Annotated in this window: 10 protein-coding genes and 1 pseudogene; 3 read left to right on the plus strand and 8 right to left on the minus strand. The window is 37.5% G+C overall.

The window, feature by feature from the left end; genetic code table 11:
• Nucleotides 1–11: 11 nt before the first annotated feature.
• Nucleotides 12–2,714: an alpha-mannosidase gene (locus tag ACVRZD_RS08090; protein ID WP_447450422.1), complete on the plus strand. Its 2,703-nt coding sequence runs from the start codon at nucleotides 12–14 to the stop codon at nucleotides 2,712–2,714.
• Between the two features lie 17 nt (nucleotides 2,715–2,731).
• On the opposite strand, the gene ACVRZD_RS08095 is transcribed toward ACVRZD_RS08090, so the two are convergent.
• The 5 genes and pseudogenes from ACVRZD_RS08095 to ACVRZD_RS08115 form a co-directional block, all read right to left on the minus strand.
• A complete protein-coding gene (locus ACVRZD_RS08095) occupies nucleotides 2,732–3,322 on the minus strand; it encodes an SGNH/GDSL hydrolase family protein (RefSeq protein ID WP_037625218.1) in 591 nt (196 codons plus the stop codon).
• A gap of 30 nt (nucleotides 3,323–3,352) precedes the next feature.
• Nucleotides 3,353–3,973 carry a GNAT family N-acetyltransferase gene (locus ACVRZD_RS08100; RefSeq protein ID WP_037625216.1) on the minus strand — a complete coding sequence of 207 codons (621 nt, stop codon included), beginning with the start codon at nucleotides 3,971–3,973 and terminating at the stop codon, nucleotides 3,353–3,355.
• A gap of 223 nt (nucleotides 3,974–4,196) precedes the next feature.
• Nucleotides 4,197–7,367 (minus strand): zinc carboxypeptidase, encoded by a 3,171-nt coding sequence (locus ACVRZD_RS08105; RefSeq protein ID WP_037625214.1) that lies wholly within the window; start codon nucleotides 7,365–7,367, stop codon nucleotides 4,197–4,199.
• Between the two features lie 740 nt (nucleotides 7,368–8,107).
• A complete protein-coding gene (locus ACVRZD_RS08110) occupies nucleotides 8,108–8,287 on the minus strand; it encodes a helix-turn-helix domain-containing protein (RefSeq protein ID WP_052128117.1) in 180 nt (59 codons plus the stop codon).
• Nucleotides 8,288–8,482: 195 nt separating this feature from the next.
• Nucleotides 8,483–8,701: pseudogene (locus ACVRZD_RS08115) on the minus strand (IS3 family transposase); the annotation flags it as partial.
• 67 nt (nucleotides 8,702–8,768) lie between these two features.
• On the opposite strand from ACVRZD_RS08115, the gene ACVRZD_RS08120 reads away from it, so the two are divergent.
• Entirely contained in the window at nucleotides 8,769–8,921 is a 153-nt protein-coding gene (locus tag ACVRZD_RS08120; protein WP_080730843.1) for an IS3 family transposase, read from the plus strand.
• Nucleotides 8,922–9,332: 411 nt separating this feature from the next.
• Here ACVRZD_RS08120 and galE read toward each other — a convergent pair whose 3' ends face one another.
• The 3 genes from galE to ACVRZD_RS08135 are packed head-to-tail and all read right to left on the minus strand — an operon-like array spanning nucleotide 9,333 to nucleotide 13,018.
• Nucleotides 9,333–10,328, minus strand: a complete 996-nt coding sequence (gene galE / locus ACVRZD_RS08125; RefSeq protein ID WP_037625212.1) for a UDP-glucose 4-epimerase GalE — start codon at nucleotides 10,326–10,328, stop codon at nucleotides 9,333–9,335.
• A 38-nt stretch (nucleotides 10,329–10,366) separates the two neighbouring features.
• Complete coding sequence (gene galT / locus ACVRZD_RS08130) at nucleotides 10,367–11,842, minus strand: UDP-glucose--hexose-1-phosphate uridylyltransferase (protein ID WP_037625211.1); 1,476 nt, start codon at nucleotides 11,840–11,842, stop codon at nucleotides 10,367–10,369.
• A 3-nt stretch (nucleotides 11,843–11,845) separates the two neighbouring features.
• A complete protein-coding gene (locus ACVRZD_RS08135; RefSeq protein ID WP_447450423.1) occupies nucleotides 11,846–13,018 on the minus strand; it encodes a galactokinase in 1,173 nt (390 codons plus the stop codon).
• Between the two features lie 131 nt (nucleotides 13,019–13,149).
• On the opposite strand from ACVRZD_RS08135, the gene ACVRZD_RS08140 reads away from it, so the two are divergent.
• Nucleotides 13,150–14,148, plus strand: a complete 999-nt coding sequence (locus ACVRZD_RS08140; protein WP_037625210.1) for a LacI family DNA-binding transcriptional regulator — start codon at nucleotides 13,150–13,152, stop codon at nucleotides 14,146–14,148.
• Nucleotides 14,149–14,157 lie beyond the last annotated feature (9 nt).

The following is a 14,157-nucleotide window of genomic DNA, read 5'->3' on the forward strand; positions in this document are numbered from 1 at the left end:
AGGATGACAATATGAAAAAGAAAAAAGTACATATTATTTCACATAGCCACTGGGATAGAGAGTGGTATATGGCCTATGAACAACACCATATGCGGCTAATCAACTTGATTGATGACCTACTAGATTTATTCAAAACAGATCCTGATTTTCATAGCTTTCATTTAGATGGCCAAACCATTATTTTAGAGGATTACTTGCAAGTTCGTCCTGAAAAAAAAGAGCAACTGCAAGACGCTATCACTAAAGGAAAATTGAGGATTGGTCCCTTTTATATCTTACAAGATGGCTTTTTAACCTCCAGTGAATCAAATGTCCGAAACATGTTAATTGGAAAACAAGATTGCGACCGCTGGGGAGCAAGTGTCCCACTAGGGTATTTCCCAGATACCTTTGGTAATATGGGGCAAACACCTCAATTAATGAAACAAGCTAATTTGGCAGCCGCAGCTTTTGGTCGGGGCATTCGTCCAACTGGTTTTAACAACCAAGTCAATACTGATGACCTTTACAGTTCACCATTCTCCGAAATGACCTGGAAAGGTCCTGACGGCAGTGACATTACAGGTCTTTTATTTGCCAATTGGTACAGTAACGGTAATGAAATTCCGACTGATGAAGAAGAAGCAAAAGTTTACTGGACACAAAAACTAGCTGATGTTGAAAAATTTGCCTCAACCAATCAACTGCTGATGATGAATGGTGTCGACCATCAACCTGTACAAGTTGATGTAACCAAGGCCATAAAAGTCGCCAATAAACTCTTTCCTGATTACCAGTTTGTACATTCTTGCTTTGAAGACTATTTAAGTGATTTAGAGGCCGAATTACCAGATAATCTGACAACAATTGAAGGCGAAATTACCAGTCAAGAAACAGATGGTTGGTACACCTTAGCTAATACGGCTTCATCAAGAATCTACCTCAAACAAAAAAACACCCAGGTCTCTCGTCAACTGGAAAACATCACGGAACCTCTTGCCAGCATGGCTTATGATATTAGCGGAGACTACCCCCACGACCAACTGACCTACGCCTGGAAAACCTTAATGCAAAATCACCCACATGATTCAATTTGTGGGTGCAGTATTGATGCGGTTCATAGGGAAATGATGCCTCGTTTTGACAAAGCCTTGGAAGTTGGAAAATACCTAGCCACTGAGGCCACTGAGGCCATAGCTTGCGCCATTGATACTTCTTCTTTCCCTGAAGATAGTCAAGCCTTCATCCTTTTTAATACACTAGGTCACCCTAAAGAAGCTATTATCAAAAAAACACTGATTTGGAAAAAGGCGCCACTTGGTTGTCAGAAACCTTCTGAATTGTTTGAAAAAGTCGAAAAAGAACGACTAGCTCTAGCTAAAGACTTCCAAATCATTGATAGTCAACATAACCCCGTTGAAGGTGTCCGCATTCTGGCCACTGAAACAGCTTTTGATTATGACTTGCCAAAACGGACTTTCCGTGAACCTTATTTTGCTATCAAGGTCACTCTGGAAATGCCTGTTACGCTTGCTGGTATGTCCTATGCTAGTTATGCCCTTCGTCACCGCAAAGCTATCGCCAAAAAAGAAATAGGGAAGCTCTTATATCATGAGGATAAGGGGCTTCTTGAAAATGAGTTTATGGCAGTGAAAATCACTGAAAATGGTCTTTTAACGATTACTGATAAGACAACGGGTCATACTTATCCAGACCAACTGGTCTTTGAAGATTGTGGTGATATTGGAAATGAGTATATTTTCAAACAGTCTGCCGATAAGAAAGCTATTTTAGGTCAGAATTTCCCCTTTACAGTAGATGTGCTCACTAATACTGAGAACTTAGCGCTAATCAAACTGACTCGTTTTATGGCGATTCCAAGGTCAGCTGATGCTACTTTAGCTAAAGAAATGACGGCGATTGTCGATGTGACCGAGCGAACAGCTGGTCGCTCCCAAGATTTGGCGCAATTACGAATTGAAACAGATATTCGTTTAGAAAAAAGGAGTCCGCAATTACAGTTTACAACGCGTTTTGATAATCACATGACCAACCATCGTCTGCGCGTGCTTTTCTCTAGTCAGCTAGAGACTGACCATCATTATGCAGATAGTATCTTTGAAACGGTTAAACGGCCAAATCGGGTCAATCCGCAATTCTGGAAAAACCCATCTAACCCACAGCACCAAGAATGCTTTGTTTCCCTAAGAGATCACGAAAAAGGTATTACTATTGGTAACTTTGGTCTCAATGAATATGAAGTTCTTCCAGATACTAACACTATTGCCCTAACCTTACTCCGTTCAGTCGGTGAATTGGGAGACTGGGGCTATTTCCCAACCCCAGAAGCACAATGTTTAGGGCAACAAACCTTAACTTACACCTTTGAAGCTTTTTCCGAGGTCAACCAACATCACTCTTATATCCGTTGCCAAGCTATGCAAGTACCATTTACTTTGGTTCAAACTAGCCGCCATGACGGGCAACTACCTCCTCAAAAAAGCTATCTGTCAGAACTACCAAGTCAGGTCGCTCTAACAGCCTATAAACGAAGACAAGGAGATAATGCTCTCATCACGCGCCTTTATAACTTGTCAAATGACTCCTCACAAGAGTTTAATTTACTCGTGCCAGATAAAAAAGGACAGGTTTGTAACTTGTTAGAAGAGGACTCTCAACAAGCACTACCAAGACAACTAGGAAAAGGACAAATTCTAACTTGTTCCTGGCACTAAAAAAGAGCTAACAGCCGTTAGCTCTTTTCATTTACTTTAAGTGCTCCATAAATGGTCTTGGCTAAAATTTCATAACCTTTTTGCCCAAAGTGTAAGCCATCATCCTTGATGCCAATAAGAATTCTATCAAGTGGCATGTCATCAGTTGCTGCATCTCGAAAAGCTTGATTCAAGTCCAAAGCACGACAGGCCTTTTCCTGACAAACTTTAGTGATTAGTTGACCATATTGTGCTAGTCGTTGATTGCTTCTTTTTGTCTGCTTTGCTTCATCCACAGGAGGTGGCAGCAAAAAATGAATCCGGCGTGTCATAAACCGTGTTGCAAAGATATCAATCAATTGATTCAGATTCTTTTCAAATTCTTGAGGGCTGACATCTCTGTCTGTTGCTAAATCATTTGTACCGACCAACACAAACAAATACTCCGATTGATTATCCATAATGATGTCTTCAAAACGAGCCAACAAGTCGCGCGTGCTATTGCCTGAAATAGCTGAATTCATTACTCTAAGTGTCGGGTCTAAGTCATACAATTTAAGGTTAACCATTGGAATATCAGCATCCTCAAGCCTTGCCATTAAACTATCGCCTGTCACATGTATTTTCATCGATTCTCCTTCTTTTTTAGGAATGACTGCTCAGTTATTGTCACTTTCTGTGAACTGAATTTGCCATGGTTCAATTACGTTTTTGCTGGCTAAAAGCTCTGAAAATGACTTGATTTTTGGAGGATGGTTTGTGTGCTGACCAATTATCTTTTCCATCCAAATCATATCGAACCAGGTGTCAAATTTGTAACCAGAATTAGTGAAATGACCAACGACATGGTAACCCAGTTTTTGATGGAATGCTTGACTACCATTGTTTAAATAGGGAGAGCTTTCTTTTATCCAAGCGATACAAGCATTGAGATTAAGTACCCCCATTTGTTCCAGTAGGCATTCTAACTCTTGATAAAGTTTTTGTCCCCAACCTTGTCCTCGTGCTGACTGGGATAAATAGATAGTCACTTCAGCTGACCAAGCATAGGCCTCTCGTTCATGGAAAGCTGATCCATAGGCATATCCTAAAATCTGGCCATCCTTTTCAATAACAAGATAAGGATAGAAAGACTGAATCGCTAGCATTCTTTCCCTAAATTCTTCTAAGCTAGGGAGCTGATAGTCAAAAGTAATAGCAGTTTGCTCGACATAAGGTTGATAGATTGATAATAAGATGGGAGTATCTTCTAATCTTGCTTGACGAATTAATAATGCCATAATGGGGTACTTTCTCTTTCCTTTGGAAAATCGATACTATAATGTTACATTACCTAAACAGCTAACACCTTCTCCATGATGACTTTTTAAGTGCAGTTATTAAGATGAGTGGTCGAAAACATGAGAAAATAATACCCTTTTCTCATTTTTTATATTATAACAAAAAAAGGAAGTTAAGTGGGTCCTTAACTTCCTTTGTCTCTCTCGTCCATTAAAACAAGCACTAATTTTCTTTACGACGTTTGACTGAAGCAAACAGGCCTGCACTTGCTACTAGTAAACCAGTAACAACAAAACTATTACTTACTGACTTAGATTTAGAATCCGCTAATTTTGGTAATTCTTCAGTTGTTGCAACTGGGTTAGTTGACCCTTGTTGGTAAACATAAATTGTTTGACCATTATGATTGATAGTTATAACCTTATTATTATCAGGTACAGTAATATGGCAATCACCTTCAACAAATTCGGTTAAATTAGTTCCAAAGATAGCATTACTTACCCAACGGTAGAAATTAATGGTATGTGTTTTATTCGTAGGATTCCCTGCAAAAATAAACATTGGTTGTCCTTGGAACATCCCACTAATAGCAACCGTTTTGTTAGCTAATCTTTCATGTTTTGGCCACCACCCTGAAACATAAAAATTACTTTCGCTTATGTTAGCCAGTGTTTTAAAACCAGACGGAACAGCTTCAATCCATGAACCAGAATTTGCATAATAAAGTGAATTAGCTGCATAACCACTTGTATATGGACTATTAGCATCCAAAGTTATTTTCATAAGTCCTTCATAACTGTAACCATTATCTGGGTCTGTCATAGCAGCATCAAAGCCCGGTAACACTCCTAAACTTTCAAGTTTAGCCATAGCAACACCACCTAAAACAATAATAGGTTTCTTGCCAAGAATACTAGCATCGAATTGGTCATTATCCAACACAATCACATCTGCATCGCTAGCAGAATCAACTAAGTTGAATCCCATTTGTTTAAGGGCAAGACTAACTTCCGATGGTGACCTAAACCCTAGATTGGCATTGGCATTACCTGGTGCATAAACAGCTAATGCTTTCAAGGTTTGACCAATCGGTTTCAGGCAGGTTGGTTTAGCATACAATGGATATGTGGCAACTACACTATCATAAGTTGCTTTATCCATAACATAACCATCATCAGTTAGATAAACTGACTTACCAGCTTTTATAGCTGCATTAACAGCTTGAACTGCAGCTAGAGAGTTATTAGAAACAATATAATAGTTTTCTGTTGTCGATTGGGTCCTAGGTGCACTCGTTAAGGTAACACCACCAAGTTTTCCGTCAAATACACTTGCTTTATAAACAGCTTCAGACCTAAAACCACGCATTGCTGGGAAGTTCATGACAAGCTCAGCATACATTGCTGACCATTCTGATTCATTGGCTCCTTTATACAAAACATGATTTGCATAGCCACGCTTGGCTTGAGCCATGTCAATGACTAAGTCACCTTTTTTGTAACCTTCTGCATCAGCAGTTAATTCATTAATAATTACCCCATTTCTTCTGAAGTAATCAATCATCTTAAAGGCTTGGTCAATATCATTTGTAGCTGATAATTCCATTGGAATAACATAGTAATCTGGGAAGAAAGTAGCATGACCATCTTTTATGCGACCTTTAACGGAGCCATCAACTGTTACCAAAGCATCTTCTGCAGCTTTAACTTCTGCCTTTTGAATACCACGAAGATAAAAATTCAAACGGTTCTTCATTAATTGATCACTATGAGATAAATCATAATTAATGCCACCTAGAACGGCATGATATCCGGCTTTATAAGACTCCTGATTTGTACCTGGGATTTCAATGGTATGACCAAGAATCCCTTGATATAAGCCATAAACAGCTGTATACCCAGAAAAAGAATCATCCCATCCTGAACCATAATCAAATTTGGGAATAATGTATCTATCATATACCGAATTAGTAATTCCGGCATTTCCCATTTCACGAGCCGCATTCACTAAGTCGTTCTCAAATAAATCATATTCAAAGTTTGGATCATGAGGAGGTGTGCAAGGTTCAATCAAGAAATCTTTAACGAATCCATGAACATCAAAAATTGATATTGGATTCCACTTATTTATTTGTTCAACAATTGCAATTGTTTCCGGGTTAGTCTGATAGCCAGTATCCCGGTTTGGATCCAATCCATTATTTAATGCACGTTCATTAGCAATATCCCCATCAGGATTTTCAGTGAAGTTAAAGAGTAAAATAACCTTTTCTAGTAAACGCTTGATATCAATCGTTACCGTCTTAGGATTATTATTAGCATCAACTGTTTGATAATTGATTATTGAAGCAGTCGCAAAGGTTTTAAAGAGACTACGAACAATATCAATACCCGGCTGCTCATCAGCATGGGTATTATTAATAAGAATAGGTAATTGATAATCAAATTTACCTTGTGCTAACAGTTCTAAAGCCTTGTCAGGCTGCATTAACATCAAAGGTGTCGTTTGATTTAAGTAGTTATCAATTGTTGCTTGGTCCTTTGCAACAATCCCCATTTTAATATCATTTTTTAAGGCACTTTTTCCAATGGTTTCAATCCTAACTAGGCGATCAGTTGCATGATTTTGCTCAATCGTTTTTAATTCATTAAGCAATTCGTCATGTGTCATATAATCAGCATAAGGACGTAGATTCAGTTCCTTAGTCAAAATTGTTTGGCCATCTTGACTGACACCAGTTAGTGTATAAGTTCCAATGTAGTCACGATAGGTACGGCGAATATTATTTGGCCATCTTAAACTCAGATCTGACCCAAACAATGGATTAATCGTGATATGGTAATCAGTTGTTGAGGCATTTGTAACTGACGTAACTGATAGTAAATCAGCACCAACAAAACCACCTGACTTAATATCATAAGTCTTAGTAGGCAAATTAGAGATGGTCCAAGTCATTGGACTTGTAGTTGGGGCAGAAATAGCTACGGTATTTTTTTCCTCCATATAGACCGTTTGACTCCCCTGACTAAGTGGAACAGCTGTTGAGCTTGTGATAGCTGATGCAAGGATACTATCTCCATTTGAACTAGGCTTACTCGTATCAGTTGGAGCAACTGTCGGCGTTTCTGTACCAATTGCTGGCGCAGTAACACTAGTTGTCGGACTAGTACTGGTAGCTAAATTAGTATCAGAACTTGCCACTGGAACTGTGCTACCCGTAGCCAAATCATTGGAGACTAAAGCACTTGCTTGTCCCGCAGAATCAGTGGCTATCACCTCATTAGCTTGAACATATTGCGTCAAGGCTAAGGAACAAAGTAATAAACACGACGCTGACAACCCTTTAATAAGGATGTCAGATGAAGCTTTATGACCAGTTTTTAAATTAGTCATAGGTTTACCTCCTCATGTAGGGAACTCTAACCCCTACTCTAAATGATATTTTTGTGTGATAAAATACTCTTTAGCATATTCATTTTAACATAGCGAAAAAAACCTTGCAACCGCTTCCAAAATTTGTTAGAATTCAAACTATTTCATTATTTTATCATTAAGATGATAAGTCATTGACAGTTTGACTGAGTAAATTCTCAAATAACCTAAAAACTTCCTTCATGTAGAAGGAAGAATAGGGAACAACTTGTTATTATTTTACTGTGCTCAATTTTTTCTGTCCGCTATTTTGTGTTTCCTAACTCACATTTTTGTATCTCTTATCCAGTTTCGACCTAATATTCAGGTACTCCACCTAAGATACCAATTTTTTATTAAATAAAATTTCTAGTAAAGAGATTTGTAGCTGATATTCTAATCTTTTTAGTTTCAATATACTGACCTCAATAATATTTTTCCTCCGGGGGTATGACTGGTTAAATCGTTCATAGACATTTCACCCACTGTCCTTTCACGCTGGCAGCCTGAACGTTCAGAAGTATCATTATAATTATTTGTCATCATGGCAGATAAGTGACCAACCTATTTTTTATCTGATAATTATCGCTCATATCTTCGCGTATCAGATTTCTTGCTCAACAAATAAGAAAGTCCCACCTCGGTTTATTCAATTGTCAATGAACAAACAAGGAGGAACTATTTTATATTTTTATACGTACTGGATAATCAGTTAAACCTAACTAGTAATCCATACTAATAGGATAAAGAGTTAGGAGTTTAATTAAGTAGTCAATAGATAGTTGTCGACCACCAAACTTCAATCTGGAGTATGCTGATTGGCTACAAGTCAGATATTGGGCAAGATATTCTTGTGTAAAATCATAATTTTCCCCAGATCCATGAAAGGACTGTACATTCATTCACTCCTAAGAAGAGTATAGACAAGTTTTGAACGAATCTTAGGAGTGAATGACAAATTGGCATACGAAATTTAGAAGAGATAGAATTCTGTAATTAAAGACATATTAAGTACGATACAGATTTTCGCAAACTAAATATAGTATCACTTGAAAAGGCAACCGTTTTCTGTACAAATTTTATAAAGTGCTTTTTAGTTAAGTAATCAATCGTATTGCCATTGGTGTCTGGTAATTGAGGTTACCATGGATACGATGATAGTTCCACCAATGACCGTAATCTCTTGTTTTGACGCTTAGCTCTTCAAGGGAGTGGAAAACTTCTTGATGAATAAACTCAATCTTGAATGAGCGATAGTTGCCCTATGATACTGCATTATCATAGGGGCATACTGCATAACTTAATGACCGTGTAATGTAAATCTAGCATGAGTCGAAAAGGAACTCCTTATGATAATACATTTATAGAATTCCTTTATAAAACATTAAAAAGCTTGTCAACAGTGCACATTTTGCATTCATTGAACAAGCTCAATTTGAAATCCTTAAATACATTGAAATCAATACTAACCCAAAACGCCTTCAATCCGCATTAAGATATCAGTCACCGATAGAATTTGAAACAAGTAAACTTTGATTCACTTAACGTTTTGAATTATGAAGCTAAGATCAAATATTTTTAATAATTTTTAAATGTGTTAAAAATTTTTGTGATAACTCAACTATACTGTAAATTCCTGTTAATAATTACTATATAATAAATCACTCCTATATTTGTCAAAAACCATAATGCCCGTATTTGCAAAAACTTTTTATGCTTGATCCTTGTGATAACATCTACCATCAGGATCAAACGTAAAAATTGTCTTTTGGGTATCTCTTTTTTTGCAAGACCATGTCAAGTCATATTATCTTCAATATTTTTAATAGTTTGTTGTATGGAATTGTTTCCATTAGTAAATTAATAAAGTAGAAACTTTAACTAATATCACTTAATCTAAACTAGAAGCTCCATTATCAAGATTACAAATAACTTTTTCAACTAAACTCAGTCGTCATAGCCACTAGGATGGCTATGATGCCAGGCCCATGCGGTCTCTATTATGGTTTCAATATTGTCAAATTGTGGTTTCCACCCCAGTAATTGTCTGGCTTTGTCAGATGAGGCTATCAAAATATCCGGATCTCCTGGTCTACGAGCTACTATTTCGACAGGAATTGCTCTGCCAGTAACCTTTCGGGCAGCATCTAATATTTCAAGGTTTGAAAATCCGGTAGCAGATCCTAAATTAAAAGCGGTTGAGTCTTTTCCAGCTCTTAAATATTCAACTGCTAGCATGTGTGCATCTGCTAAGTCAAAAGGATGCACATAATCACGAATATTCGTGCCATCAGGAGTCTGATAGTCATCTCCAAAAATCATCAACTTATCTCTCGTCCCTTGTGCCACTTGAAGCATAATTGGTAATAAATGTGTTTCGGGACTATGATCTTCTCCAAGACTACCATCTGGCTTGTCTCCAGCAACATTGAAATAACGCAATGCTACAAACTTGATGCCATAAGCTTCATCTGACCATTTCATGATAGTCTCCATCATCAATTTACTTTCGCCATAAGGGTTTATAGGATTTTGTTCTGCTGTTTCTTTGATTGGAATTTCTTTTGGAATGCCATAAGTTGCAGCAGTTGATGAGAAAACGATATTATTGACGCCACATTCATTCATGACTTCTAAGAGTTTAACCATACCTACTGTATTGTTGTCAAAATATTTTAAGGGGTCCTTCATGGATTCTCCAACTAAAGAATAGGCCGCAAAATGAATAACAGTATCAATATCAGGATGTTCCTTAAAAACTTGGCGCATAAAATCTTGATCCGCCAAATCTCCTTGATAAAAAATAGCATCTGGATGCAGAGCTGCACGATGTCCAGTTACCAAATTATCCACAACAATCACTGCTTCACTTCCTTTTTCAATCAAACGATCGACCATATGTGAGCCAATGTAACCAGCCCCACCAAGCACTAAAATTGCCATCTTTCTTCCTTTCTCTGGATCATATTCAGTAACTTCTATTATATTACACCTAAACTCATTACAAAGCGATTAAAAGCCATCTGCCCCTCTGGCGTTTGTTTATAGACACCGGCATCTTCTAAAACTCGAGCAAAGGTCTGTCCGACTGCTTGAAAAACAAGGTCGTGAACAGTCTCTGCGCTTATTACTGGATGTGCTTGTTTGATTTGCTCTGCCCATTCCTTATGGTATGCTGCAATTGTGTTTTCTTGTCCCAACAAATAAGCTTCAACCTCCGCTAACTCATCTTTTAAACGAGGTGGTAAAATAGCCAAGCCCATCACTTCAATCAATCCTATGTTTTCTTTTTTAATATGTTGCACATCAGCATGTGGGTGATAAACTCCATCTGGATGCTCTGGTGACGTATGATTATCACGTAAAACAAGGTCTAATTCAAATAAATTATCACGTTTCCTTGCAATTGGTGTCACGGTATGATGTGAGATATCTTCTGAATAAGCCAATATATCAACTGTTGCATCTGAGTAGTCTCGCCAAGTCAAGCGAATATGTTCAGCTAATGCCACTAAGTCTGTCTTATTTTGACCAGTTAAGCGGAGAACTGACATTGGCCACCTTAGTATAGCGACACTCATATTCTCAAACCCTTTTATCTTAAAGGAATCACCAATTGTGGCTTTTTCCATTGGGAAAATGTAGCGTCCTCCTTGATAATGATTATGTGTCAAAATTGAGCCACCAACAATAGGAAGATCAGCATTTGAACCAGCAAAATAGCCTGGAAAAATGTCGACAATATCTAGTAACTGAGCAAATGTTGTCTGACAAATCCTCATTGGTACATGTTGGGTATTGAGAAAAATGCAATGCTCATTAAAATAGGCATAAGGAGAATATTGAAAGCCCCATATTTCATCACCCAAAGGCATACGGATAATTCGGTGGTTAGCTCTAGCTGGGTGGTTAAGTCTACCATGATAACCTTCATTTTCCATACAAAGTTGACATTTTGGATAACTGGACTGCTGAAGTTTTTTTGCAGCCGCGATAGCTTTGGGGTCTTTTTCAGGCTTAGATAAATTAATAGTAATTTCCAAATCCCCATAAGGTGATGGTGCCGAAAAGGCGATATTTTTTGCAACGGCTGCCACTTTGATGTAATCATTGGTTCGACTTAGGTTATAAAATTCTGAGATCGCCTGTTGAGGAGTTTTTTCATAAGTGTCCCAAAATCTTTGATTAACCACACTTGGAATAGGAGTGGTGAAATTCATCAACTCCGCACCTAAGCAGTCTTTTTCTTCTATTAAAGAACCAATCTTACCATTTTCAACTGCCAAATCTACCAAACGCTCTTTTAATGAAATGAGATTGTCGTTACTTATCTCTTGATCAGCATTAGTTTCACCGACAAGTGCTAAAATTCGGTTACGAAGATAAATACCATCAACAATGCTATAATCACTATTCTCAATCACCTTAGTGACAAAGGCTTCAACTAAACTGACCATCTTTTATTTCCTTGAAAGCACACGTGAGCCAGAAGCAATTTCAGCAATGTAAAAATCTGGCGCATAGCCTATAGTCTCAGTATAGACCTGACCAACATTTGCCTTAAAAGCATCAACCTTATTTTTGGCAACAATAGCAATACCACAGCCTCCAAAGCCTGCTCCTGTCATGCGTGCCCCTAAAACTCCTTCTTGTGCCCAAGCAGTGTGAGCTAGCGTATCAAGTTCAATTCCCGTGACCTCATAATCATGCTCAAGCGATACATGAGAAGCATTCATTAAGCGACCAAATTGCTCTAATTCACCAGCTTCTAGGGCTTTTCTGGCTTTTAAAGTCCGTTGATTTTCTAAGACTGCATGACGAGCACGTTTGATACGATTACTATCTTTAATCAAATAGGAATATTCATCAAATCTAGCTTCATCAAGTTCACCAAGTGTTTTAATGTCAAGTAGAACATTTAATTCCTCGACAGCTTTCTCACACTCTGCTCGACGCTCATTATACTTTGAATCCACCAACTCTCTACGCTTGTTTGTGTTCATGATAACAATCACATGCTCGCCAAGATCAAGTGGTACCAAATCATATGACAAGGTATTGGTGTCCAGATAAATAGCTCGCTTTTCAGCACCCATACCAATGGCAAATTGATCCATTATACCGGAATTAACACCAATATATTCATTTTCGGTTTGTTTCCCAATTTTGACCAAATCTAGCCGTTCAAGCTTTAGCTCAAATAATTCTTCAGCAACAATGCCCACCAACATTTCTAGAGAAGAAGATGATGATAAACCGGAGCCGTTTGGAATATTCCCATAGACATAGAGATCAACCCCCTTATCAATCACATGACCAGCTTTCTTTAAAAAAGTAATAACGCCTTTAGGATAATTGGTCCATGAATCTTCTTTTTTAAAGGCTAAATCGTCCAAAGATACTTCAATAATCCCAACTTCTTTAAAATTTGCTGAGTAAAAGCGTAGTTTTTGATCATCACGTTTTTTAGCGGCCCCATAAGTTCCCAGTGTAATCGCTGCTGGAAAAACGTGTCCACCATTGTAATCCGTATGTTCACCAATTAAATTTATACGACCAGGCGAAAAAAAAGTTGCATCTGCTTGCTCTTCAAAAATCGTTTGAAAAGCTTGGTTGAGATCTTTTTCGTTCATTATGATACTCCTTTAGCTATTGATACTTCTATTATAAAATCCATAAAAAAGTTTTTCAATATTTTTACTTAAATTTTACTTATAAATTACTAAAAATGTTATAATAAAATCAATACAGAGAGGAAATTATTATGGCTACACTTAAAGATATTGCAACATTAGCAGGCGTTTCTCAAGCAACTGTTTCTAGAGTTCTAAACCATGATGAAAGTCTATCCGTCACCGAGACTACAAGGCACAAAATTTTAACCATAGCAGATGATCTTGACTATAAAAAGCACCAAAAAATCACAAATTCCAAAAGAGTCAAACAGAAAATAGCCATCGTTCAATGGTATAGTGAACAAGAAGAACTAAATGATTTATATTATTACACTATCCGGATTGGGATTGAAAAACGTGCACAAGATTTAGGCTATGATATCGTCCGCTTCTTTGATAGTCATTTAGATGCCTTGCCTAATGACCTAGTCGGCATTATTGCGATCGGGAAGTTTAGTCAAAAGCAAATTCAATGTCTTGAAGAAATAAATAAAAATCTGGTCTTTGTCGATAGTGATACGTTAACGAGTGGACACCCTTGTGTTACAACTGACTTTGATCATTCTGTCATGAAAGTTCTTGACTATTTTATTGATAAAAATCTCACTCCTATTGGTATGATTGCTGGAGAAGAAAAGACGACTGATGGATTAGAAACGATTGTCGATCAACGATTTAGAACCTTTCGTAACTATGCTTATGAACATGGTATCTACACTCCAAAAACAATATTTATTGGTAATTTTTCTGCCCAATCTGGCTATTTTTTAATGAAAAAGGCCATTGATGAATTGGGAAATGAACTCCCAAAAGCTTTTTTTGTAGCAAATGATACCTTAGCAATCGGAGCTCTCAAAGCTCTTCAGGAAGCTGGAATTGCTGTCCCACAAAGAGTGAGCTTAATCTCATTTAATGACACATCACTTGCCAAACAGGTCTACCCAGCGCTCTCTAGTATTACTGTCTATACAGAAGAAATGGGACGCACAGCTGTAGATGTGTTAAACAGACAGTTAATTTCACCTGAAACTATCGCCAGTATGACGCGAATAGCGACAACATTAACCCTACGAGAAAGTAGTTTATAGAAAAAACGA

It is taken from the genome of Streptococcus hongkongensis (assembly GCF_053206145.1).

Excerpts from the sequence above, each read along its gene's own strand:
- ACVRZD_RS08090 (WP_447450422.1), top strand. The coding sequence starts at position 12 with ATGAAAAAGAAAAAAGTACATATTATTTCACATAGCCACTGGGATAGA.
- ACVRZD_RS08095 (WP_037625218.1), bottom strand. The coding sequence starts at position 3,322 with ATGAAAATACATGTGACAGGCGATAGTTTAATGGCAAGGCTTGAGGAT.
- ACVRZD_RS08100 (WP_037625216.1), bottom strand. The coding sequence starts at position 3,973 with ATGGCATTATTAATTCGTCAAGCAAGATTAGAAGATACTCCCATCTTA.
- ACVRZD_RS08105 (WP_037625214.1), bottom strand. The coding sequence starts at position 7,367 with ATGACTAATTTAAAAACTGGTCATAAAGCTTCATCTGACATCCTTATT.
- ACVRZD_RS08110 (WP_052128117.1), bottom strand. The coding sequence starts at position 8,287 with ATGAATGTACAGTCCTTTCATGGATCTGGGGAAAATTATGATTTTACA.
- galE (WP_037625212.1), bottom strand. The coding sequence starts at position 10,328 with ATGGCAATTTTAGTGCTTGGTGGGGCTGGTTACATTGGCTCACATATG.
- galT (WP_037625211.1), bottom strand. The coding sequence starts at position 11,842 with ATGGTCAGTTTAGTTGAAGCCTTTGTCACTAAGGTGATTGAGAATAGT.
- ACVRZD_RS08135 (WP_447450423.1), bottom strand. The coding sequence starts at position 13,018 with ATGAACGAAAAAGATCTCAACCAAGCTTTTCAAACGATTTTTGAAGAG.
- ACVRZD_RS08140 (WP_037625210.1), top strand. The coding sequence starts at position 13,150 with ATGGCTACACTTAAAGATATTGCAACATTAGCAGGCGTTTCTCAAGCA.